Source organism: Sorangium sp. So ce726 (assembly GCF_051521405.1).
Taxonomy (GTDB): Bacteria; Myxococcota_A; Polyangia; order Polyangiales; family Polyangiaceae; genus Sorangium.
Genome location: NZ_CP150349.1, coordinates 8,191,592 through 8,212,547, shown reverse-complemented (window position 1 = coordinate 8,212,547; position 20,956 = coordinate 8,191,592). Strand labels below are relative to the sequence as shown.

General features: G+C 67.9%; 22 protein-coding genes and 1 pseudogene. 3 read left to right on the top strand and 20 right to left on the bottom strand.

Annotated features, from left to right (window positions below; all coding sequences use genetic code 11):
- Positions 1-2 precede the first annotated feature (2 nt).
- The 10 genes and pseudogenes from WME79_RS30380 to WME79_RS30335 all read right to left on the bottom strand — a co-directional run bounded on the left by WME79_RS30380 (position 3) and on the right by WME79_RS30335 (position 10,263).
- Positions 3-2,201: a hypothetical protein gene (locus tag WME79_RS30380; RefSeq protein ID WP_437521941.1), complete on the bottom strand. Its 2,199-nt coding sequence runs from the start codon at positions 2,199-2,201 to the stop codon at positions 3-5.
- Positions 2,198-3,184 carry a hypothetical protein gene (locus tag WME79_RS30375; RefSeq protein WP_437521939.1) on the bottom strand — a complete coding sequence of 329 codons (987 nt, stop codon included), beginning with the start codon at positions 3,182-3,184 and terminating at the stop codon, positions 2,198-2,200. Before WME79_RS30375 ends, WME79_RS30380 begins: the two co-directional genes overlap by 4 nt.
- Positions 3,185-3,490: 306 nt before the next feature.
- On the bottom strand, positions 3,491-3,748 hold the full coding sequence (locus tag WME79_RS30370; RefSeq protein WP_437521938.1) for a HisA/HisF-related TIM barrel protein: 258 nt from the start codon (positions 3,746-3,748) through the stop codon (positions 3,491-3,493).
- Positions 3,749-3,861: 113 nt separating this feature from the next.
- Positions 3,862-4,404, bottom strand: a pseudogene (locus WME79_RS30365) (hypothetical protein); the annotation flags it as partial.
- Complete coding sequence (locus WME79_RS30360; RefSeq protein ID WP_437521936.1) at positions 4,335-4,886, bottom strand: tyrosine-protein phosphatase; 552 nt, start codon at positions 4,884-4,886, stop codon at positions 4,335-4,337. The gene WME79_RS30360 and the pseudogene WME79_RS30365, both read right to left, overlap by 70 nt.
- 18 nt (positions 4,887-4,904) lie before the next feature.
- Positions 4,905-5,222 (bottom strand): exodeoxyribonuclease VII small subunit, encoded by a 318-nt coding sequence (gene xseB, locus WME79_RS30355; RefSeq protein ID WP_437521934.1) that lies wholly within the window; start codon positions 5,220-5,222, stop codon positions 4,905-4,907.
- Positions 5,223-5,226: 4 nt separating this feature from the next.
- Positions 5,227-6,870: an exodeoxyribonuclease VII large subunit gene (gene xseA, locus WME79_RS30350; protein ID WP_437521932.1), complete on the bottom strand. Its 1,644-nt coding sequence runs from the start codon at positions 6,868-6,870 to the stop codon at positions 5,227-5,229.
- A 215-nt stretch (positions 6,871-7,085) separates the two neighbouring features.
- Positions 7,086-7,709, bottom strand: a complete 624-nt coding sequence (locus WME79_RS30345; protein ID WP_437521930.1) for a glutathione S-transferase family protein — start codon at positions 7,707-7,709, stop codon at positions 7,086-7,088.
- Between the two features lie 205 nt (positions 7,710-7,914).
- Positions 7,915-9,216: an MATE family efflux transporter gene (locus WME79_RS30340; RefSeq protein WP_437521928.1), complete on the bottom strand. Its 1,302-nt coding sequence runs from the start codon at positions 9,214-9,216 to the stop codon at positions 7,915-7,917.
- Between the two features lie 69 nt (positions 9,217-9,285).
- Complete coding sequence (locus WME79_RS30335; protein WP_437521926.1) at positions 9,286-10,263, bottom strand: phosphotransferase family protein; 978 nt, start codon at positions 10,261-10,263, stop codon at positions 9,286-9,288.
- Between the two features lie 217 nt (positions 10,264-10,480).
- Here WME79_RS30335 and lepB point away from each other — a divergent pair, with 217 nt between their 5' ends.
- Positions 10,481-11,896 carry a signal peptidase I gene (gene lepB, locus WME79_RS30330; RefSeq protein ID WP_437521924.1) on the top strand — a complete coding sequence of 472 codons (1,416 nt, stop codon included), beginning with the start codon at positions 10,481-10,483 and terminating at the stop codon, positions 11,894-11,896.
- Positions 11,897-11,942: 46 nt separating this feature from the next.
- The gene (locus tag WME79_RS30325; protein WP_437521922.1) at positions 11,943-13,067 is read left to right on the top strand and encodes an ATP-grasp domain-containing protein; all 1,125 of its coding nucleotides are present in this window, start codon (positions 11,943-11,945) and stop codon (positions 13,065-13,067) included.
- A 167-nt stretch (positions 13,068-13,234) separates the two neighbouring features.
- Here the strand turns inward: WME79_RS30325 and msrB are convergent, their stop codons facing one another.
- The 3 genes from msrB to WME79_RS30310 all read right to left on the bottom strand — a co-directional run bounded on the left by msrB (position 13,235) and on the right by WME79_RS30310 (position 15,355).
- On the bottom strand, positions 13,235-13,633 hold the full coding sequence (gene msrB / locus WME79_RS30320) for a peptide-methionine (R)-S-oxide reductase MsrB (RefSeq protein WP_437521920.1): 399 nt from the start codon (positions 13,631-13,633) through the stop codon (positions 13,235-13,237).
- Positions 13,634-13,680: 47 nt separating this feature from the next.
- On the bottom strand, positions 13,681-14,466 hold the full coding sequence (locus WME79_RS30315; protein WP_437521919.1) for a hypothetical protein: 786 nt from the start codon (positions 14,464-14,466) through the stop codon (positions 13,681-13,683).
- Positions 14,467-14,569: 103 nt separating this feature from the next.
- Positions 14,570-15,355: an ATP-grasp domain-containing protein gene (locus tag WME79_RS30310; RefSeq protein ID WP_437521917.1), complete on the bottom strand. Its 786-nt coding sequence runs from the start codon at positions 15,353-15,355 to the stop codon at positions 14,570-14,572.
- A 516-nt stretch (positions 15,356-15,871) separates the two neighbouring features.
- Here WME79_RS30310 and WME79_RS30305 point away from each other — a divergent pair.
- On the top strand, positions 15,872-16,504 hold the full coding sequence (locus WME79_RS30305; protein WP_437521915.1) for a hypothetical protein: 633 nt from the start codon (positions 15,872-15,874) through the stop codon (positions 16,502-16,504).
- 19 nt (positions 16,505-16,523) lie between these two features.
- Here the strand turns inward: WME79_RS30305 and WME79_RS30300 are convergent, their stop codons facing one another.
- The 7 genes from WME79_RS30300 to WME79_RS30270 form a co-directional block, all read right to left on the bottom strand.
- A complete protein-coding gene (locus WME79_RS30300) occupies positions 16,524-17,132 on the bottom strand; it encodes a hypothetical protein (protein ID WP_437521914.1) in 609 nt (202 codons plus the stop codon).
- Positions 17,059-17,547, bottom strand: a complete 489-nt coding sequence (locus WME79_RS30295) for a hypothetical protein (RefSeq protein ID WP_437521912.1) — start codon at positions 17,545-17,547, stop codon at positions 17,059-17,061. The genes WME79_RS30300 and WME79_RS30295 overlap by 74 nt, the downstream gene beginning before the upstream one ends.
- A 47-nt stretch (positions 17,548-17,594) precedes the next feature.
- Positions 17,595-18,311 carry an SGNH/GDSL hydrolase family protein gene (locus WME79_RS30290; RefSeq protein ID WP_437521910.1) on the bottom strand — a complete coding sequence of 239 codons (717 nt, stop codon included), beginning with the start codon at positions 18,309-18,311 and terminating at the stop codon, positions 17,595-17,597.
- Positions 18,312-18,419: 108 nt separating this feature from the next.
- Positions 18,420-18,824 (bottom strand): 1-deoxy-D-xylulose-5-phosphate synthase, encoded by a 405-nt coding sequence (locus tag WME79_RS30285; RefSeq protein WP_437521908.1) that lies wholly within the window; start codon positions 18,822-18,824, stop codon positions 18,420-18,422.
- A 298-nt stretch (positions 18,825-19,122) separates the two neighbouring features.
- Positions 19,123-19,506, bottom strand: a complete 384-nt coding sequence (locus WME79_RS30280) for a VOC family protein (RefSeq protein ID WP_437539981.1) — start codon at positions 19,504-19,506, stop codon at positions 19,123-19,125.
- 243 nt (positions 19,507-19,749) lie between these two features.
- A complete protein-coding gene (locus WME79_RS30275) occupies positions 19,750-20,361 on the bottom strand; it encodes a hypothetical protein (protein WP_437521906.1) in 612 nt (203 codons plus the stop codon).
- A 74-nt stretch (positions 20,362-20,435) separates the two neighbouring features.
- The gene (locus tag WME79_RS30270) at positions 20,436-20,810 is read right to left on the bottom strand and encodes a hypothetical protein (RefSeq protein ID WP_437521904.1); all 375 of its coding nucleotides are present in this window, start codon (positions 20,808-20,810) and stop codon (positions 20,436-20,438) included.
- Between the last annotated feature and the right edge of the window lie 146 nt (positions 20,811-20,956).

The window sequence follows — 20,956 nt, the reverse complement described above, 5'->3', positions numbered from 1 at the left end:
CCTCACTTCTTGCCCCGCAGCTGGACGAAGAGGTCGTCGTCGGTCGCGGTCGCGTGGACGTGGCCCTCGTCATGGAGCACCTGCGCCGTCTTCTTGATGTGCGACCACACCTCCGGGAAGCGCTTCTCCTGCAGCTTCTTCCGGCTCGCGAAGATCTGCGCGAGCTCCTTCGCCATCAGGCCGAGGCGCCACGACAGCTCGGCCATGATGTGCTCCCGCGTCTGCGTCTGATCCCACGCCGGGGGCGGCGTCGAGTCGCCGGTGCCCTTCACGATCTCCTCGGTGAGCAGCTCGCGCAGCAGCGGGTGCGTGAGCAGGAGGCTCTGGCGCTCGAAGGACGCCAGCACCTCGGCCTCGGTCACCTTGCGGTACTGCCCGCGGGGGTGCTCGATCTCGAGGTCGTGGCTCCTCGCGGCGCCGAGGAGCCCCACCAGCGAGTCGAGCTCCGCGTGCCCGGCGAAGTCGAGGTGGAGGTGGAGGAAGCGCTGGCGGCCCAGCTTGCAGAGCGCGTCGTACGCGGCCTTGCCGGCGCCGCCGAGCCGCAGCGGACGGCGCTCCTCGTCGGTGACCAGGATGCGTTTGTCCGTGTGCTTCGTGTCCTCGACCATGCGCTGGAGCGGCAGCCGCGCGCCGTGCCCGCTCGGCGCGCAGAGGAACGTCACGCCGGTGGTCACGATCACGCCGTCCGCGCGCTTCTCCTTGGCCACGAGGTGGTGCGCGGGGGCGGTCTTGCCGCGCTTCTTCGCGGTGGCGTGCTCGACGCTCAGGAGCGTCGAGGCGCCCTTGCCGGCGCACCTGGCGAGCAGGTGGTGCGTCAGGCTGGCGAGGTTGTCCTCGTCGGGCGGCAGCGACGCCTGCTGCAGCCGGCGGCGGGTCGTGCCCTCGACGAGCTTCTTCTTCACCTCGGCGTCGATGACGTCCTCCAGCTTCGGAGCCGGCGGCTTCGGTCCGCTCCCGTCGAGGTCGGGCCACTCCTTGAGCCAGCGCTTGCCGCCGACGGCCGCGAGCCGGTCCTGCTGCGCCTCCCAGCGGTCGCGCGCCCAGAGGATCGCGTCCCGCGGCCGGAGCTCCTGCACGCCGTCGAGGCGCCGCTCGAGCCACGCGCTGCCGAGCGGGAAGAGCCGATCGCGCTTGCGCGCGGCGATGACCTCCTCGATCTCCTTCTCCTCGAAGCCGGAGAGCGCGGCGTCGAGCCGCCCCTCGAGGATGGCGCGGGCCTCCTCCGGCGAGACCATGTGCAGCTCGAGGATCCGCTCGGCGATGCGGTCCCACGCGGCAGCCGGGATCACCTCGCCGGTGCGCAGGGAGAGCATCGACTGCTTCACGCCCGAGACGATCACGACGAGGTGCTTCGCCCGGTCGAGCAGCGCGTGCGCGTACGACATCAGGGCGCGCACGGCCTCGGCGTCGAGGTTGTCGATCTGGTCGAGGCAGAGCACGAGCGGGAGCTCGGCGAGGGCGCACAGGTGCGCGAGGACGTGGAGGACGCGCTCCACCGCGGCGTCATCCGCGAGAGCGAGGCCGTCCTCCCCGGCCGCCTGGTCGAGCAGGCGCGCCTCGTCGGGCCCGAGCGTCTCGCCCGAGAGCCAGAGCACCGCCGCCTGGGCGCGCTTCTCGGCGCTGGCGTCGCCGAGGCTCGCGTGCGACGTCCCGGTGAGGAACGCGTTGAGCACGGGGATAACGGCGTTCTGCGGGTCGATCTTCGCGCCGAGGCGGGCCAGCGCGTCCTTGCGCGCCTCGATTTCTTTGGGGCCCGTCATCATCCTGCGGCCCTTGAGCGAGCCCGTCCGGATGAGGGCGCGGTTGAGGACGGTATAGAGGCGCGACTGCGTGTAATCGCTGCCGCGGTGCCCCGCGAGGTCGCTGACGGTCGCGTTGAGCACGTACCGGAGCATCCGCTCGGGCGACGCGAGGATGTTGTGCAGGTAGACGACCGTCGCCTTGTCTTCCCCGGCCCACTGGAACAGCCGCGCGAGCAGGTGGCTCTTGCCGACGCCAGGCGCGCCGATGAGCAGCGCGCCGATGCTGGTGGGCTCCTTCGCGGCGTCCTGCACGACGCGCACGAGCCTGGTGAAGGCGTTCTTGTGGATCGACTCGACCGTGGCCTCGCCGCCCCCGACGTCGGTGATGCGGTGGCTGCGGAACGGGTTGGTGCCCCGGACCGCGGCGAGGAAGCGCTCGAACGTCGGCTCCTCGCTCATGCGTCGTCCCTCCTCTGCGCCACGTAGACGAGCAGGTTCCCGGCCTCCATGATGCCGGCGTCGCGCTCCGCCTCGGCCATCTGGTGGTGGCGCCCGTCGGACGGGTCGAGCGAGTAGCGCCGCTGCCGCCGGAGCGCGGCGAGCTCCGTGTCGAAGGTGTCGCGCGGGATGTCCGGCAGCGCGGCGCGGAGCGCGTGGAGCGTGACGTAGTTGAGGCGGCCGGAGGCGCGGTCGAGCGAGGAAAACGCGGCGTCGAAGCGATCGGCGAAGGAGATGGCCGGCGCGCCGGGGCCGCTGGCGGCCAAGGTGCCGGGGCCGTCCGAGGTTGCGTTGCCGGCGCCGTCGGGGGCCGCGCGGCGGGCAGCGCCGTCGGTCGTGGCCGCGGTGGGCCGCGCCGGTGTGCCGGTGGCCGGGAGGACGGCGTCTTCGAGGAAGAAGAACAGCGGCTTCTTCCCTATCAAGGCGCCGATGGTGCGGGGGAGGCGGCGCCCGGCGATACGCTGCTCGAGCGCCGCCTTGAACGCGCGGCTCAGGGCAGGAAGGAGGCCCTTGGGGAGCTGCGCCAGTTCGACCGCGGGAGCGTCGGGCTTCCGCGCCGACTGCAGCTGCACCTCCAGGAGCCGATCGGACTGCGCGACCGCCTCGACGTCCTCCGCGAGCAGCACGAGCGTGGTATCGGGCGCTGGCTTCTTCTTGCCCCCCGCCGCGCGGGAGAGCAGCGCGCGCGCCTTCGCTTCCTTGGTGTTGAGCGCCTTGCTCGTCTCCGTGGGCTTCTCACCGATCAGCTCCGCGAGCCGCTCGAGCGTGGGCGGGTACGACGCGCCGCCGAGCTGCTTCTGCGACTCGAGGACGCCGAGGAGCCTCGGCACCGGCGACGGCGGCGGCGCCTTCTTGCGCGGGGCAGCCCTCTGCTTCGGGGGAGCTTTCTCCTTCGGCGCTCCGGCGCTGCTCTTCCTCGCGGCCGTGGTCTTCGTGGTCGTCACCCGCGCGCGCGGGCTCGATGCGCTCTTCGTGTTCGTGGCCCACCTCCCGAGTGCCCGAGATTACCCGGGCATCCAGCCATGGGAAGAGGCTCCGCTCTGCCGCGCGGCCGCCGTGGAGGGCGCGCATCCCGTGGGTCGCTGGCTCGGGATGGACGCTCAGGTGGAAGGCCCTGGCACACGCTGCCACCGAGGCAAGCTCGTCGGTAGAATCGTCACGGCGATCGGGCAATGCGGGTCGCCAGGTGCGGATCGCCCGACCCGGGTGAGGTCGCCGCGAAGGTGTCCCAGGTTCGGGCGAGGGGGCCGTCAGTCGGCCACGAAGCCCTTCCATCTCCGCAGGTACCCGGCGAAGGTCTCGGAGACGCCGCGCTCGTACAGCTCGGCGCGCGTGAGCGGCGGTCTCCGCGGTTGCCAGGCCGGGTCGGCGATCCGCTGCGGCCAGTCGGGGTTGGTGATGGCGGCGCGCCCCAGCGCGACCGCGGTGGCGCCCTTGTCGAGGAGCGCCTCGGCCTCGGCCCGCGTCCAGATGCCGCCGGCGACCACGAGCGGCAGGCTCGCCCCCACCGCCTCGCGGAACAGCGGCAGCGGGTGTGTGTCCCCGCGCTTCTGCGACGGCTTGCGGCGTGCGCCCGCGTCGCGGCGTCCTGGAAGCGGTCGATCACCGCGAGGATGTCCTGCTCGGTGGCGGCGCGAGGGACGGGGAGGTCCGGCTCGGCGACGGCGCTGGCGCTCCACGTGGGCAGGCCGGAGACCTGGGGATTGGCACGGAGGCCGCCGTGAAAGAGCTGAACGAGGCCGAGCGCGCCCGGGGTGGCGATCTCGGTCGCGAGCCGGCGGAGGCCGGGCAACAGGCGGTCGGCGAAGACGCCGAGCTCGCCCTTCCAGCCCTGGCCGTCCTCGGCCACGTGGGCGGCGCAGGTCTCGACGACGCCGAAGCCGCCTCGGGCGCGGTAGGAGAGCCAGCGCAGCTCGTCGTCGCCCAGGCAGCCGTCGTCATGGCTTTGCCCGTTCGTGAGCGGGGCGAGCCAGACGCGGTTCCTGGCGGTGAGGCCGTTCGGGAAAGAGAAGGGAGAGCGTTCCGGCGCGACCTCAACCTGGGTGACCTGGGTCGCCTCCAGGGTCCGATCGGAAACCCCTGGGTGCCGGCGGCTCAGCGTCCTCCACCCGAGGTCAGCGCGCCCCGCAGCCTTGCCCTGTCGATCTCGGCGGACGGCAGCCACTCCAGGACGCCCTCGATGGCCCGATCGATGGCGATGCGGTCGGCGCCGTCGCTGAGCATGTACTCCTCCGCGACGACCTGCCGCGGCACGCCGATCGCGAGCAGGGCCGCCGCGATGACGACCCCGGTCCGGTCTCTCCCCGACGTGCAGTGGACGTAGACCGGCCAGGGGAGGGCGGGGGCCGCGAGCGAGGAAAGAGCCTTTCCGATCCAGCTCCTCACCCGTCGCTGCCGCGTGTCGTAGTTCTCGATGTCGTCCTCTGCGGCGACATGTACAACCTTGATTCCCGTGAGATGACCGGGATCGGCGCCGCGCCGGAGGTTCAGTATCGTCCCGGGGAAACCGAGATCGCTCGCCGTTGTCATGAGATCGAATCGCCCGCCGCGGAGCAGGCGGCCGGCAGGGATCGGCGAGACGTCGAGCCAGAGCCCGAGCATCTCGCCGACATCCCGGTAGTTGGCAGGCCGGAACGTCGCGCTCATACGGATCGCCTGCGCCGTCTACTCGTCGTCTTCGTCGTCCTCGTCGTCCTCGTCCGTGGTCGTGGTCACCGGCGCCTCACGCTCGAGCTGCTCGGTGATCGTCTGCACCTGGATCTCCGCGGCATGGATCTTCTGGCGGCAGAGCGTCACCAGATCCGCGGCCTCCTTCACGAGCGCGGAGAGCGCGTCGATGTCGACCTGACCTTCCTCGATGTTCTGCAAGATCTCCTCGAGGCGCGACGACGCCTCGCCATACGAGACCTCTTTTGCGGCGCGCTGCGGGCTTGTCGTGTCCCCGTCGGACAGCTCCTTCGTCCCGCGCTTCGGCTTTGCCATGACCCTATGTCTCCTCCGATCCGTCCGAGCGAAGCCGCAGCACGCCCCGCTTCAGCTCGGCGATGAGCGTCGTTCCCTGGGGCGCGCGCGCCGCGTCGGTGAGCACCGCCCCTTCCGTCGTGCGCAGGATCGCATATCCCCGCTCCACGACGCGCCGCGGATCGAGGAGGCGCAGGCGCCGTTCGCGCGACTCGAGGCGCTCGGATTCGAGCGCGAGCCGCCGGGAGGAGCGCGGCCCGAGGAGCGAGGCCATCTCGTCGACCCGATGCGAGGCGGCGTCGAGATCGCGCCTCGCTCCCTGGCGAAGCTGGCGGACCGCCTCCTGGAGCTGGCCCGCGCGGCGCGCGATGAGCAGCGACGCCGAGCGCGGGACCCGGGCCGCCCGGCGGGTGAGATCCGACGAGGCCGACTGGAGGACCCGCCGGCCCTGGTCGAGGATGCTCAGGAGCGACGATTCAACCTCATCCCGCGCGTCCGACACCCGCTTCACGAGCATCGCGGCCGCGGCGGTCGGGGTCTTCTCGCGAAAGCCCACGAAATCGAGCGCGGAGATGTCTCGCTCGTGGCCGATGCCGACGATCACAGGGAGGGGGAATGTCGCGACGGCGCGGGCGATCGGCTCCGAGTCGAACCAGGCGAGGTCGGTGCGCGAGCCGCCGCCGCGGCAGATCAGCAGCACATCGAGCTCCGCGGCGCGCGCCCGGAAATAGTCGAGGGCGTTCAGGACCGATGGCTCCGTCTGCCGCCCCTGGACGCGCACCCCGTGCGCCACGACGCGGAACGCGAAGCCTGACTCCCTGAACGTGCCGAGCACGTCGTTGTAGGCGTCCGAGCCCAGGCTGGTCACGAGGCCCACGCGGAGGGGCAGGGCGGGGAAGGGAAGGGAGCGGTTCCGATCGAGGAGCCCTTCCTCGGCGAGCCGGCGGCAGATCTCCTCTCTCCGCCGGGCGGCCTCGCCGAGCGTGTAGCCCACGTCGAGGTCCTCGATCAGGAACCGGTACGAGCCCCAGGGGACGTAGAGCTCGACGCGCCCGCGCACGCGGATCTGGATCTCGTCCTCGATCTGGAACGGGTTGCCCGCCGCGGCGAGGCGCCGCTCGATCTCGGCGCGCGCGCTCTCGAAGAGGGTCGCCTTGACCTGGGCGATCTCCTTGCCGTGGGCGTCGCGCTCGACGAGCTCGAACCCGACGATGCTCTTGTGGGCGGCCCGGTTGTACCCGCAGACCTCTCCCACAAGCCAGATCGAGGCTGGAAACGCCGCCTCGAGCGCGGCGCGGACCTGTCCGTTGAGCTTCGAGACCGTGAAGTCGGACGCGGCCACCGCTGGCCTCGGCCGTGCGTCCCCGTTGCGCGGCTCATCGGCTCGGGCTGGCTCCACGCTGGGGATCGGCGTGACGCCCCCTTCGTCGAGGGCGAGGGCCCCGCCGCGTTCCCGGTAGAGGCGCTGCGTCACCTCGCAGAAGCCGAACCCCTCGGCGTGCAGCACCTCCACCACCGCGACCACGTGTGTCTCCGGGACGCGCCAGGTCTTCTGTTCGGGATTCCAGCGGCGGGACGGGAGCGACTTCACGACCTCCACCAGCCTGCGATCGAAGGCGAAGTGGATCTGGAGGGTCCCGGTCCCGTCGCTGGTGACGCGGCGGCTCATCGCGCCACTCTATCACCGCGGGCGGGCATCGCGGGTCGCGCACGGGCATCGCGGGGGATCTCCCGGCCGACCTGCCGGGGCGTGCGGATGCGCCGCGCGGTGGCCGAGCGCGCGCTGCGTGGCGGCCGAGCGCGCGCTGCGCCACGGCCTGCGCGATGGCGACGACGAGCAGGCTCTCGGCCTGGAGGACGAGAGCGCCTCCAGCCACCAGCCCCTCACGCCTTGAGGCTGGCGAACGCCTGGGCGATGCGCGGGGCCGCGTGCGGGCGGGCGTACATCCGATCCATGTAGGCGCGGAGCTGCGGGAAGTCGTCCAGGAGATGGGCCTCGTTGGCCCAGTCCAGGGTGTAGGCCATCACGAGATCGGCGACCGTCACGCGGTCGCCGACGACGAACTGCCGCTGATCCATGTGCTTCTCCAGCACGTCGGCCATGGCCTTGAAGTCCTCGCGGGCGACGGGGATGTCGCCAGGCTGGCGTTTGTCCTCCGGATACAGAAACTTGTGGCGCGCGATCCGCCACAGCGGCTGCTCCAGCTCGGTCGCCGCGAACAGCAGCCATTGGTTGACCTTGGCCCGCTCCCTGGGGTCGGCGGGGAGCAGGCCCTTGTCGGGGTACTTCTCGGCCAGGTAGAGCACGATGGCAACGGACTCGGTGAGCACGAGGTCGCCGTCGACGAGCACGGGGAGCTTGCCGGCTGGGTTGAGCTTGAGGAACTCGGGGCGACGATTCTCGCCGGCCCGAAGGCTGACCTGGATGGCCTCGAAATCCACGCCGAGCTCCTGGAGCGTCCAGCGCACACGGATCGAGCGGGTAGGAGCAAACTCATAGAGCTTCATCGATGCCTCCCTCCTCAGCCGCGCGTTGCGGCTGATATCGATGCTTTTGTTTACTTGCGTTCGGACCTGCTGTCCTTTGAAACGAACGGTGTCGGCCAGCGGGCGAATGGCCGAGTGTATAGCCGCACCGCGCGACGAGTGTCAATGGACACATTCGCGGTACGCAGACGGCCTCTGCGCCGCTTTTCGGTGGCCTGGAGCAGGCTCAGCCGGCGTCAGGCGCTCTTGCCATGCCATGACCAGAACCAGCGTGGGCATTCTTCAGAAGGAGGAAGGAGACGATGCAAAGAATCAGCTCCGAGATCGCCTCGGAGGCCCAGATACCCGTCAGGGAGAACAGGCGGGAGGCCAGCAGCAGCACCGGCAGCTTGACCAGGACGATGCCCCCGAGGGTGAGCAGCAGCGCCTCCCTGGCCCGGCCGACCGACTGAAACGAGGCCGCCGTGACCATGGCCACGCCGGCCAGGGGATAGGAGAGCGCCAGCAGCCGCAACGCGGTCTGCCCTTCAGCGATGATCGCGCTCTCCCTGGAGAGCAGGGCGATCAGCGCAGCCGGCATCACCAGGCAGACGCCGCAGACGAGCGATCCATAGACGACCGCGGCGCCAAGGGAGAGCCGGATGGCCTCCCGCACCCGCTCGAGCTTCTTCTGGCCGAAGTTGTACCCGACCAGCGGCTGCATCCCCTGGACGATGCCGGTCAGCGGCGCGATCAGCCCGGAGTAGAGCCGGCTCACGATCGCGAAGACGCTCAGGGCGCTGTCGCCGCCGATCCGCCTGAGCAGGTTGTTGGTGACGATGGCGATGAGGCTGACGCTGGCGCTCTTGATGAGCGAGGGGGACCCGATCGTCACCACCTCGCTGATGATGGGCCAGTCCGGCTTGAAATAAGACGCCTTGATGCGATAGGAGCGGTTCTTTCTGAAAAAGAAGAAGTGGAGGCCCATGCCGGCCGAGGTGGCCTGGCAACAGACCGTCGCCAGGGCGGCGCCCGAGACGCCCATCTGCAAGATGATGATGAAGAGCCAGCACAGGACGATGTTGACGCAGATGGGGATGATCCACATGGCGGTCGAGTACCTGGCGTTGCCATCCGCCCTGACGATGGCCGAGTAGCCGGTGCCGGCGATGGTGCCGAGGAAGATGATCCGCCCGTACTCGATGGCGTAGGGGGCGATGCTGTCGGTGGCCCCGAGCAGATAGACGATCGGCTCGATGAAGACCGAGCCCAGGACCGTGATGGCGATCGCCGCCGTCCAGAAGATCAGGAAGGTGTTTGCCACCGTCCGGGAGGCCTTCTCCACGTTCTGCTCGCCGAGCGCCCTGGAGACCACCGAGGCGCCGCCGGCCCCGACGGTGGTGGCGACGGCGCCGAGGGCGATCTGGACCGGCGAGATGATCGAGGCCGCGGCGGCGGCCAGCGAGTTGACGCCCACGGAGAGAAAGTAGATGTCCGTGAGGCTGTAGACGGTAAAGACCAGTAGCGAGAGCGTGGTCTGGGAAGACATCTCCAGCAGCAGCTTCCCGACCCGCTCGGTCCCCAGACTTTCAACCCTGGAGTTGCCGCCCATGCGCGTTCAGTTCGCTTTCAGCCAGTCCATGTGTTCGCCAATCCACTGCATGGAGAGTTTGTAGACGGAGTCGGTGTCGTAGTTGCGGTAATAACACTCCGTGTTCATGACCAGGGCGAGGTGCAGCGAGTACAGGCGGCATCTTCGCTCTTCTTCGAAGGTGAAGGAGGTCTTGCCGTAGCCGCGCATGCTGCTGGTGATGCCGTCGGAGGAGAGCGGCCGGAACTGGGCCTCCATCAAGGGATCGGCCCAGAGCGCCCTCTCGAAGTCGATGAGGCCGGTGACCCTGCCTTCCTTGACGAAGACATTGGGGTTCCAGACGTCCCAGTGGACCAGGCAGGGCGTGGTGACCTCCTCCAGCGCGGGGGCGTGCCTGAGGACGGCGGCGCGGATCTCGTCGTAGCCGTGGTCGTACGCCGCGCCTTTCCGGGCGCCGTCTTCCAGCACCGACTCCATGACCTTGGTGAACGCCTCCCTCCAGGTGTTCGCGCGCAGGTCCGGGTTCCCCTCGTAACCAAAATAGGTGCCGGTGAAGCCGTTGATCGCCCGGATGATCTCGCCGATGTGCAGGTCGATGGACGCCTGCGTCTCGGGGGGGAGGCTCGCTCTCACGTGCTCGAGGTTGTCCCCGGAGATCTTCTCCATGAAGAAGTAATCCGAGTCGCACAGGTCACGGGCGTCGTCGAAATGGTAGATCTGGGGCACCGGGATGGTCCGGTTTGGCCGGACCAGGCGCATGGCGGCGACCTCGGTGGTCATGATGTTCTTTTCGTAGAGCATGACCTCCGCATCTCTTGGCGGCGCGATCTTGAGGATGACCTCCCGACCATCGGCGAGCCGGACGCCGTAAGCCGCATTGAACCAGCCGTCTCTCAGCTCAACCACGGCGTCTTCGCCGTCCGCGAGCGCCATGCCGCCAAAGGCTCTGGCGGCCATGGCGGCGATCTGCGGGCGTGTCTTTGTGTTCTTGGTCTTGCTCTCCACGGTCTTCCTTCGTCGATTGGCGGCCCTTGTGATGAGCGAAATGGCGCCCATTGTGCTGGATCCTGGGAAGCTGTCAAGTCGCGGCCTGGAGTGTGCCGGGGCCCGGACCAGGAGGGGGCCAGAGTCGCCGGTGTAACCGGCGGGGGCTCACGCGGGTTATCGTGTTATCCTGCGCCCTATGCCGACATACGATCCCGAGGAGAGCTGGAGTCGCGGGGTGCCCACCAGGCGCATCAAGGCGCCCCGCGCTCGTCGCATCTTCTGCGGTTCGCGCGGTTCGTTCCTGGTCGCGTCCGCCCTCGTGGCGGGCCATCTCCTCGCTGGTTGCGGCGGGAACACGCCCGGACCGAGCGCGGCGGTCGGACCGGCGCCGGCGGGGCTGGCGGAGCCCCAGACGGTAGAGGACCGGCGGACGTTCGCGGAGCGGGCGCCTGCACGGACGCGTTTGCTCGCGCAGATCGAGCCAAAGGCTTTGCCCGCCGCCGACGTCAGCGCCGTGGTCGGATGGGGCGCCGCGCGGTGCGGCGTGGACATCGAGCGAAGCATCTCGCGAGTTCAGATCGCCGTCGCCGAGCCGTCGGAGATCCGCGCCGACATCCTGGGCTCGCTCACGGTCGAGGACGTGGGCTGCCTCCTCGAAGCCGAGCAGGAAGGAGGCAGGCTCCGCGCCGGTCCGCTCGAGATCGTCCCGCTGCCCCACGGCGGCGTGCGGGTCGCGACGCCGGGCGCCCTCGCTGACGGCCCAGGCGCGAAGGAGGCGCTTGCGCGGCAGCTGGACGCAGCGCTCTCCCGCGGCGGCGCCGCGGTGGTCGCTGACCTCGGGGCCGCCGATGCCGCGATCGAGCTCGTCGCGACGGTGACCGATCACCTGGAGGTGAGGCTATCGTCGCCCGGTCGCTCCGACGCGTCGGTCGCAGGAGCGCGGCTCGGCGAGGCGCTGGCCACCGCCCGGCAGAGCGGGGCGGCGGGCCTGGAGGCCCTCGAGATCGCGGCCGCTCCTGCCGACGGGTTCGTCATCAGGGTCAAGATCGCGGCGGACCCTGCGCGCGCCGCGGGCACGGCGCTCGCCGTGCGGCGGCACGTGATCGAGTCCTTCAAGGTGCCTTCCGGGAGCATGAGCCCGACCGTGATCCCGGGCGACCACCTCTTTGTGCTGAAAGACAAGCGTGGCGAGCGGGCCGGCCGGGGCGACGTCGTCGTGTTCCGCTCCCCAGCGAACCCGAGCCAGCGCTTCATCAAGCGGATCATCGCTACCGGCGGAGATCGTGTTCAGATCGACGAACGAGGCCTGCGGATCAATGGTCGCCTGGTGCCTTCGGAGCTCGTCGATGCAAAGCACGTCATTCCGGGAGACGAGGGGCAGATCCGTGAGCTATGGCAAGAGACCCTCGACGGGAGGCGCTATCCGATCTTGCGCACCCCCGGCGTTCCGGCGCCGAGCGCCCCGATCGATACGACGGTGCCTCGAGGGAGCGTCTACGTCATCGGCGATAACCGGGACAACTCGCATGATTCCCGGCATTTTGGCCCCGTGTCCGTCGAGGCCATCGAAGGGGTCGCCGCTGTGATCTACTTCTCCATCGACGCGAACGGCCTGGGCCGCTGGGAGCGCACCGGGCTCGCGGTACGGTAGGGGGCTCCCCCGAGGCGCCTCCACGGAAACGTGCGATGCTTGACCTGTGTCCCGCGTCGCTCTCATCTCCGACCTCAATCGTGCCTTCGATGCCCAGGCCGACCCCCGCAACGTGGCCATGATCCGGCGTCGCCATGCGTTCTGGGCCCAGCTCGCCCGCCTTCATGGCTGGGATCTCGCGGTCTGCGACGTGGCCCAGCTCGACGCGTCGCAGGGGGCCCGCGGCAGCGTGTCCTGGGTCGATCTGCCGATGCTCCCTCGCGCCGCCTACACAGCCGTCTTCAATCGGGCGATTGCTGCCGGCGCCGCCTGCGTGCTCGACCTCCCCGAGCATGTGGAGCGGGTCCTCGGGCTCGATCGATTCTACTCGGTCCTCACGAACGCCGGTGTCCCCACGCCACGCACCGCGTTGCTGCCCGTGGACGCCGCCGTCGCTGCCGCGATCGACTCTCCCGCGGCCGTGCGCCGTCTGTTGACCGAGGCGATCTACGGTGCCCTCTTCGATGCGGAGATTGATCCCCACGCCGGGGTCTTCGTCCGCGGCTTCTACTCGTCGGCCAAGTCCGCCAACCCCGAGCTTTACTACGGCAGCAACCAGGCGGACATCGAGGCCACGGTCTTCGAGGTGGTCCGCCGCCTGCGTGTCGCTCTCGATGTCGGTGGCCTCGCCTTGCGCGAGCACCTCGACCTTGAGCGCATCGAGCTCGCCACCCTGCCCGGCGACCGCAACCCCATCCGGGTGCCCTTCGAAGTGCGGCTGACGGTGCTGGGTGGCCGCCTCCTCATGGCCAGCTACCACGGCCCCTTCGAGGTTCTCATCGACGACGCGCGCCGGCTCCTCGCCGATGAGCTCACTGCCAGGAGCGAGGTGGTGAAGCGGGCGGTTCGCTCCCTTGTCCCAGCGCTCCTCACGGCTGACCTGCCGGCGAATTACGTGGCTGACGTGGCCTTCGCTCGAGACGGCCAGCCAGTGGTTCTTGAGCTCAATCCACTCTATGCCGCGGGTTACAACGTGCCCTCCGCGCACGCCCTGCTTGTCGCTGCGCTCGGCGCCGACCTTGCGCACCGCGCCGGGTACGCAGCGTTGCGGTGGACCGAGATCCTCGACAGCGCTGCGACGCTTGCCGGCGAACGTGTTGAGCAGAGCCCGGCGGTATGGCTGCTCGGGTAATCGGCTGCCTGGCTGTCCAACCGGCCGACCGGCCATGCAGCAGCTGGAGCGCCTCGTGGCCGAGGGCATCCCACTCCCCGGTGACACCCCAGGCGCTCCGAGCGGCGCTCGGCAGGACCCTGCCGGTCACGGCCCACCTGTCGACGCGACGTTCGCCGCATCGCGAGTCATTCGCTCTCGAACTCGAGGCAGGCGGAATTGATGCAGAAGCGCTCGCCCGTCGGCGCTGGCCCGTCGTCGAAGACGTGCCCCAGATGTCCATCACAGCGCGCGCATACGACCTCGACCCGATCGAGGCCATGCTTCCGGTCGGCTCTGCGCTCAATCCGCTTCTCGTCGAGGACTGCGCTGAAGCTGGGCCAGCCGGTCCCCGAGTCGAATTTCCTCTCCGACGAAAAGAGCTGGGTGCCGCAGCCGGCGCATCGATAGCGGCCCGTGCCGTGGTGGTTCCAGTACTGCCCCGTGTACGGACGTTCGGTGTTGCCGTAGCGGAGCATTCGGTAGCGGTGCGGCCCGAGCAGCAAGAGCCACTCGGGTTCGGTCTTCGAGATCTTCTTGTCTGCCATCGCTGGATCCCGTCGTTGGGGCCTGGTGTCACGCGCGTTCGGGCGAGCTAGACGTTATCCTCGGGATCGCGTTCATAGTCCAGAGGTTCCTCCTGAATATGCCGAAGCCATCGAGCGAGATCGGGCGCGTAGTGCATGTAGCCGAGATCGCCGCATACTACGCCTGTTGCCGCCACCGGCAATGTCTCCCCCAGCCACTTTTGGAGCGCGGCCACGGAAGGCATCCGCGGTGAGCGCGCGTGCTGGGTGTAGCCTTCGACGTCGCCATACAATGAGAAGTAGACGTCGTGGACGGCGTATTCGACGGGGCCGTCGCTTCTCGCATGCCGCATCACACGGGGCTGGTAGTACTTGCCGGAGGCCTCGATGCGCAGCTCAGCCGCACGGCTGCGTGCCACGGACGCGGCGAGTTGGTGTGCCGCCGCCGCTCGCGCTTCGGCCAGCTGTTCATACCATGCAGCGCCCCGCTCCAGCGTGCTTCGTGACGACTCGCGCCAAAGACTCAGCGCCTCTTCGAGCAGCTTCGCAGCAGATCCCAGATCGCCGGCGCTCGACTCGATTTCGGCATGGCGCGCGAGCCGTGCCGCGAGCTCATCCGGTGAAACGTGATTCTTTCGCAGTAGGTCAACCAGACGACCGTAGAGCGTGGACGCCTCTGCCCACCGCTCTCGGCCGTGAAGGTAGTCGGCGATCGACTCGAAGGCACGTGCGCGCTCTGCTGCTTCGGTCTCCGCCTCCGCGCAACGAATGGCCCGTCCAACGAGCTCGTCGGCACGGGCCGGGTCGTCTCGGTGGTTCCATCGGGCATCATCCAGCAGAGTCTTCCACGCCATGGCTTCACCAGGTCATCGGCGCCAGTCTAGCGACCTGGCGGTGCGCCGCGAGCGCGACGCGCCCGTCGGTGCCAGCGCCTGATCGGGCAGAGGTCGGCATGATCTACGTTGCCCGCTCCTGATGCTCGGAGACGGCTCGTACAAGGCGCTCCACGTCTGCCGAGTAAAAACGGCTTCCGTTGAAGCAGTTGCACTCGACAATCTTCCACGCGCCGTCGACCCGTGCGACGTCAAGAACAAACACACTCGCCGGCGCCCACCGCGAGGCTGCTTTCTCCGCGAAGTCGATCAGCTCGCGAGGGAGGTATGGATCGCCGCTCGGGCGGTACATGCTACCTGTTACAACTTCACCGTCTACGACAAACAGCCGCCATTCTCCATCAATCTCACACGGTTCGCCAAGGACGACTTCGGACGTGGGCTCCACCGGCCTCGCTGCACCTCGTAGAGTTTGAAACAGGGCCGCGCACTCCGAAAAGCGAAGAATTTGTCCAGTAAAGTGCTTCAGATCGTCGTTCGGCTTCAGAAAAACAAGCTCGTTCGGAGCACGTGGCTCGGCGAGGAGTCTCTCCCATGACATGACCTGCGCATCGGCATTCAGCATCTGGTCGCCGTACGCAGCCACGTAGGATCGATGTTGAAAGCGCACGGGGTCGAAGAAGACGCCATGGCGCCATCTCGCGTGCTCGGAGGCGCGCAGGATCAATGTTGTTCGACCATGAAGGACGACCGGCCCGTCGATACGCGGCAGTTCGGGAAGCGTCGCGGAACCAGCGATGACAGAAACCTCATGGAAGGGCCGCTGCTCCGTGGAACACGCACCACGCAGAGCGGCTGGGGATGTCGATCCTGGCTCGACGTTCGTCTGAACGATCCAGGTGGTTCGCATGGTTCGGATCTCCATTCTCTGCGGGAGGTCTTGTTCCTTGTGTCCAATGGGAAACATCCCGGACCGGCATCGTCGTGGTGCGATGCTACCACGTTCTACCGCACACGGCAGCAGATGAGCCGGCTCGAGGTGCCACCTGTAACGTTCGGCTTCGTCCGACGGCTTCGTTTTGCGCCTGGTAACCACGCGTCGTGGTAGGGGCTCGTCGTGGTAGCGCCTGGGTGGGATGGTGTCGGCCGCGCGCGAGCTGCGAAGGCAGCTTTCTGGCGGGCCCCGTGTCGAGGAACTCCCCCTGACGCCCGGCCGATCGCGTCCGATCTGGAACCCGGCACGCCTCGAGGTGTCATGCACGAGGTGGAGGACGTGTTGCCCCCTCGCGCGAGCAGTCCCTATCGAAGCCCGTCGCCTGTTCCTCCAAACGCTCCGCCTGCACCCCGAGTCGCAGGGCTCGGCTTCAAACCAAGCGCGTGCGCGCTCGCCGTCGTTGTTTCGGCGCTCGTCCATGGAGCAGTCCTCGTGATCGCCGCGGTGGCTCCTCCTGGAGCGTTGATGCCTGCAGATCCGGAGCAGCGCGAGCAGCTGTCCCGGGTGCGCGAACGGGCGGGGCTTCCCAGAACATTGATGCCGGCGCATCCGGAGCCGCTGCAGACGCTCATTGGGGGCGACGGGGCGTTCTTGGTGCGCGCTGCCCCTCTCTGCATCGCAAATTCGTGCGTGAAGTGGGGACGGCCGCCGCCGGAGTTAGCGGCGTGCTACAGCCGCCAGGAGCTCTGCGAAGCCGGCTACGACATATCTCCTGGTGACGCGTACGGATACTCCGCCGCGCTTGAGCGAAGTTGGCTTTCGGTCGCCACAGGAGAGAACACAGGTGGCGCGACGGATGTCTCGGCGGAGTCGTACCTCGCGCTCATCCGTGGATGCATCATCTGGGGAAGTGGACACGGCGAGGTATTCCTCCGCATCGAGCGAGCGCGTGATGGGACCGGGATCGCGCGGGCTGAGGCACGTGACGGTCAGATAGATCCGACGATACTGTGCTGTCTACGCGAAGCCCAGAGCTCGCTCGTGCGGGCGCTGCGCCCCGGCACGGCACGTGTGCTCATGGTCCGCTTTAACGGTGAGCGCGAGTTTGAAATGACATCTTTCTGACTAGCCGAGTCGAATTTCGTTAGACATGCTGTCCTTCCAGGGAGCTCCAGGCCAGCAGATGGTAATAGGGCTCCGTGATCACCCCGATGGCCCGCGCTGCCTCGATGCGGCGCTCGTGTGCCTCCGGAGAGATGTCCACGATCGCATGATCGGCGCCTTCCCCACCGATGCCGGCCACTTTCACGCCGAGCACACCTGGATACCATGAGCGGCACCACTGACGCACACGATCGAGCTCCTCGTGCGAGAGCTCGCGCCCCTCGAGCAGGAGCATCCTATCGCGCAATGACTGGACTTTCTCGTCGAAACCTTGCCGCCACAGCGCCCGCGTTCCGTCGGCGTCGCCGTAGACGTGCTCGCTCTGGTTGCCTCGGGCATTCTCGCCCACGAGGAGAACGCCGCTCTGGAGGGTACCGTATACGGTCAGGATGATGGCCGTCTCCTCATGGAAACCACCCGCGAGCGCGGCAGAGATCTCGTCCCACAGTGACGCGGGCAGCGCATTGGCCTTGTCCAGCCTGATCCTCAGCCGCTCGACCGGTCTCGCCGAACACCTACTTGTGAGCGGTGAATGCCTGGGCGTGGGTTGCGTGATATGTGACGAGCCAGTCCGACAGGCGAAGAACATACCTGTCCGTTGTTCGCTCGTAGTCCCACATCGAGCCCCTCAAGATCAGGTGGCCCGGCGGACGTCGCGGAAGCTCCGACAGGTCGGAGGGAAATTTCCCTGTCGTCGCCTTGTAAAGGGCCAGGGCATCCCGCAGGGATTCGCCAGACGCGATGCACTCGTTGAACGCAGCGGTGGCCTCTCGGCCACCGGTCCACCAGGCGACCCAAAACGAAGCGACCGCAGCAGCGACAGCGACAGCACGCCACAGCCGGCGCCTCATCGGAACAATGGCGGCGCCGCCCCCACCTGCGACGGTCCACATCAACGTGGTCCCGCTCGGGAGCGGTCCGACGCGCGCCTCGCCGGACCACAGGCCTGCCACCGCCGCGACGAGAAGGACGAGCACGAGGAGCACAATGGCGGGCTTGGTCATCCGATCCTCCTTCCGAACAGAGCGGGCGGCCGAACGATGATCGCTTGTTAGCCGGCGGTCACGGTCGTCGCTCGCTTCTGGACTGCGGCGGCGCCCAGGGCGCGGACGAGCGCCTGTGCGATCTTCAAGCCGCCGGCGCCCGACGGCTCGATGGCGTTCGCGAAGTCCCCCACCTCCGAGCAAACAAGGCGGAGATCGATGACGTCGAGCGCGCGCGAGAAAGCTTGACGAAGGATGACGTCATTGAACGTCATCAAGGCGATGCGAGCTCGCTCCGCCTCACCGGGAGCGAGGTTGCCGTTGTAGATCGTGCAGACCGTGGTCGGTCGACCGAGCGCGACGACGGCCTCGAGCGCCCACGAGTAGGATTGCTCGAACGCATTCACGCGTTCGCGGAATATGTCCAGAGCCTCGGCCGTCGATCGGACAGGCAGCCCGAGAATGTCCGCGTTCGAGAGCGCGTCGTTTCCGCCAAGCGAGAGGAGGACGTGCGTCGTGTCCTTCGGTATTCGAGCGAGCTGAGGTCCGATATCAGAAGTGGTCGTACCGTCGACCGCACACAGGGTGACTCGCCAGGAGGGTAAGAGCGCGCGAAGGTGCGAGGCGACATCGGGATCGCCGTTGGTATACGAGCCATTGTCGAAGATTGAATCGCCCAAGAGAACGACAGACGGCATGATTCTCTCCCGTGAAATGAGTCGCAGCGGCTGGTTCGGCGGTCGGTCGGGTTGCTTGAGCGCCGCAGCGCGATCCCGCGCGGTCAAGTCGGAGGACGAGGCGGATCGGGGTCGACGGCACCGGGGGGCGGGCCCTCAACGCGCGGAGAAGGCGCGCGGCCGTCGCCACTCCGTCGTCCTCGGCTGCGTCCACGATCATGCGCTCGGCCGTGGTCGGGAGCGGGCGCGGCCCCGGACCCGCTCGTCGTTGCGGCGCGTGGTGCCGGCGGTCCGCGTCGAGGCGCCCGCGCGGTACCCGGTGAGCTCCACGAGGTCGGGCCGCTCGCGGATCCGCGTCCAGTACTCGACCCTGGCGTCCTCATCGATGTGGACGACGCCGCCGTAGAGCTTGTCGGCGCCGTCCTTGCGTGGGCCGGAGACCCAGTACGCCGCCCGGGTCTCCTCGTCGACGCAGTTGTACTTGTATCCGCTCCCCGTCTTGGCCAGGTGGCGACCGCGGTAATGGTACGTCCGCCCCGATCGGGAGAGCTCGACCCAGCCGATGCGACCGTCGCCGTCGAGCCCGCCGCACTTGTTCTCCACGTACATGATCCGGCGCATGGCGACCTCTCTCGTCTGTTTCTATCAGGATACGGCGACGGCGTGGCGCCTGGATCGGGTTTCCCGTTCGATGCGGCCGTCACGTACAGGAGGGCACTTCCGTTCCGCCCGCCCTGGCATGGCGCCCGCCCGCCGAACGAGCGGCCGCTCTGCAGCAGGGCGCCGCGCCGAGCGCAGCGAGGCCCGGCGCACCGTCCGCAGTAGCGGTTTGTTCGGCAGCCCCGTGGCATACGCCCAGGCGTCGGGGGGCGGCTGGCCGACGTCACCATGGCGATCGAGCAGGCCGACGGCCGCACGGTCAATGTTCGTGCAACACCGCCTCCAGCCGGTGGCCGTCGGGGTCGCGAACGAACGACGCGTAGTAGCCGGGATCGTAGTTCTCACGAACGCCGGGCGGTCCCTCATCGACACCGCCCTTGCTGAGGGCCTCCGCATGGAAGCGATCGACCGCCTCGCGGCTCGGGGCCACAAAGGCGAGGTGGAAGCCTCGACCGGGAGCCTTCGCGTCAGGACCGGACGCGACGATGGCGAAGGGCGGCTCAGCTTCGTACCGCTCGGGCCCGTACCCCACGCTACGGGCGTTTTGCGAGAGCCGGACAAAACCGAGCGGCGCCAGACAGGCGTCGTAGAACTCCGCAGCACGCTCGAGGTTCTCGACACCGACCGAAACGTGGTCGAACACGAAGACTCTGGAGTCCTTGGGCATGGGTACGAGGTACCTCTTGCGGTCGTCCGTGGCAAGCGACAAGGCGCGGGAAGACCTGCACGAACGCGCCGGAGAGAGCGGCACCGAGCGGACAGCCGAAGACTGCCGAGGACAGGTGTTGCCTGGCGCTCGCCGCCGAGCAGCTCGCGCCCGACGAGCGCGCGGCCCTCAATCTTTGCCCACGAAACAATGGTTTCAAACCGTGGCCATGGCGCAGGGTCAAGGTGAGAATTTGAAGGAGGACTCCACCAGCTCAAGGCCGGGCTTCACATGCGTCATGTCCTCGTCGTAGCATTGCTCCACTGTGATGAACGAACGCTTGTCATTCGCGTGAGAAAACACTCGAACTGAGCCTGCGCTCACGCCCAGGAGCTTACCTTTCAGGAGCATGCCTTGTCCGGCGTATCTGCCCCACATGGTAAACGGTGTGCGCGCAGGGGCAGAGAGCAACTTGGGGACGAACCCGTCAATCTGCGCTTGAACGTTGTCTGCAGGCTCGGTTGGCGCGTCAAAGACGAAGATCATCGTCATACACGAGCCGGGGCTCTCGACGTTCACGTGGTGATCGGGATCATTCTCCGGGGAGTCCGCCTCGACTTTCCAATTTCCTGGGTATTTGAAGGAGAAGCCGGGCCGCACGTAGCTCTGGACGTTCACGAGATCGGCAGGCGCCTCGCTGGACGCGAGATCTTCGAGGAACGCAGCGCCGGCCTTCGTCGCTCCGATTCCAGCGAAGAACCCTGCCAGGAGCCCGATGAACAGGAACAGGAAAGCGACGGCGGTCTTGCTCATCCCGCCTGCTGATTGCGCCGGGCCGTGGGGTGTCATCATTGGTAGATCCTGCTATGTTTCAGGCTGATAGCTACAGTGCGGCGACCCGATGCCGTACATGTCCAAAGACTTGTTCAGGCGCGCGCATTTCGCGCGTCAATTGACTGGTCGCTTCCTACGGGGCTGTTTTTGGTGCCGAACAACGCGAGCATCACAAGGACGAGCCCGACTAGCTCCACGAGGTGAGAAACGAGACCGGTCAGGGAGGCAATCCAGACGAGTTCTTGCGCTGCGCCACTGCCCCGAAAGCTGGATATCTGCCAGTACATGTACACGGCATTGATGAGCCAGCCCATGACGAACAAGAAGAATCCGCAGCCTGCAAGGAGGGCCGCCTTGCCTTGCGTTGGATAACGGGAGAACGCAAGGGCGATCGCTATGATGTAGGCGATGAGGAATGGCATGCGGAAAATCTGCGTCCCGAGAAACGTCAGCATCGTCTCGCCCATGATTGTGCGCAGCTCCTCTCGATATCCGGCGTCAAAGGTAGGGTAGCTGACGGTTGCCCCGCCTTGTCAAGGAGACCAACGCGTGATCGTGCGGGGGGCGAACAGGCCCTCGATGCACCGCCCCTCCGAGCCGACAAAGCGGCCCT

Excerpts from the sequence above, each read along its gene's own strand:
- WME79_RS30380 (WP_437521941.1), bottom strand. The coding sequence starts at position 2,201 with ATGAGCGAGGAGCCGACGTTCGAGCGCTTCCTCGCCGCGGTCCGGGGC.
- WME79_RS30360 (WP_437521936.1), bottom strand. The coding sequence starts at position 4,886 with ATGAGCGCGACGTTCCGGCCTGCCAACTACCGGGATGTCGGCGAGATG.
- xseB (WP_437521934.1), bottom strand. The coding sequence starts at position 5,222 with ATGGCAAAGCCGAAGCGCGGGACGAAGGAGCTGTCCGACGGGGACACG.
- xseA (WP_437521932.1), bottom strand. The coding sequence starts at position 6,870 with ATGAGCCGCCGCGTCACCAGCGACGGGACCGGGACCCTCCAGATCCAC.
- WME79_RS30345 (WP_437521930.1), bottom strand. The coding sequence starts at position 7,709 with ATGAAGCTCTATGAGTTTGCTCCTACCCGCTCGATCCGTGTGCGCTGG.
- WME79_RS30340 (WP_437521928.1), bottom strand. The coding sequence starts at position 9,216 with ATGTCTTCCCAGACCACGCTCTCGCTACTGGTCTTTACCGTCTACAGC.
- msrB (WP_437521920.1), bottom strand. The coding sequence starts at position 13,633 with ATGGCAGACAAGAAGATCTCGAAGACCGAACCCGAGTGGCTCTTGCTG.
- WME79_RS30315 (WP_437521919.1), bottom strand. The coding sequence starts at position 14,466 with ATGGCGTGGAAGACTCTGCTGGATGATGCCCGATGGAACCACCGAGAC.
- WME79_RS30310 (WP_437521917.1), bottom strand. The coding sequence starts at position 15,355 with ATGCGAACCACCTGGATCGTTCAGACGAACGTCGAGCCAGGATCGACA.
- WME79_RS30300 (WP_437521914.1), bottom strand. The coding sequence starts at position 17,132 with ATGTTCTTCGCCTGTCGGACTGGCTCGTCACATATCACGCAACCCACG.
- WME79_RS30295 (WP_437521912.1), bottom strand. The coding sequence starts at position 17,547 with ATGACCAAGCCCGCCATTGTGCTCCTCGTGCTCGTCCTTCTCGTCGCG.
- WME79_RS30285 (WP_437521908.1), bottom strand. The coding sequence starts at position 18,824 with ATGCGCCGGATCATGTACGTGGAGAACAAGTGCGGCGGGCTCGACGGC.
- WME79_RS30275 (WP_437521906.1), bottom strand. The coding sequence starts at position 20,361 with ATGATGACACCCCACGGCCCGGCGCAATCAGCAGGCGGGATGAGCAAG.
- WME79_RS30270 (WP_437521904.1), bottom strand. The coding sequence starts at position 20,810 with ATGGGCGAGACGATGCTGACGTTTCTCGGGACGCAGATTTTCCGCATG.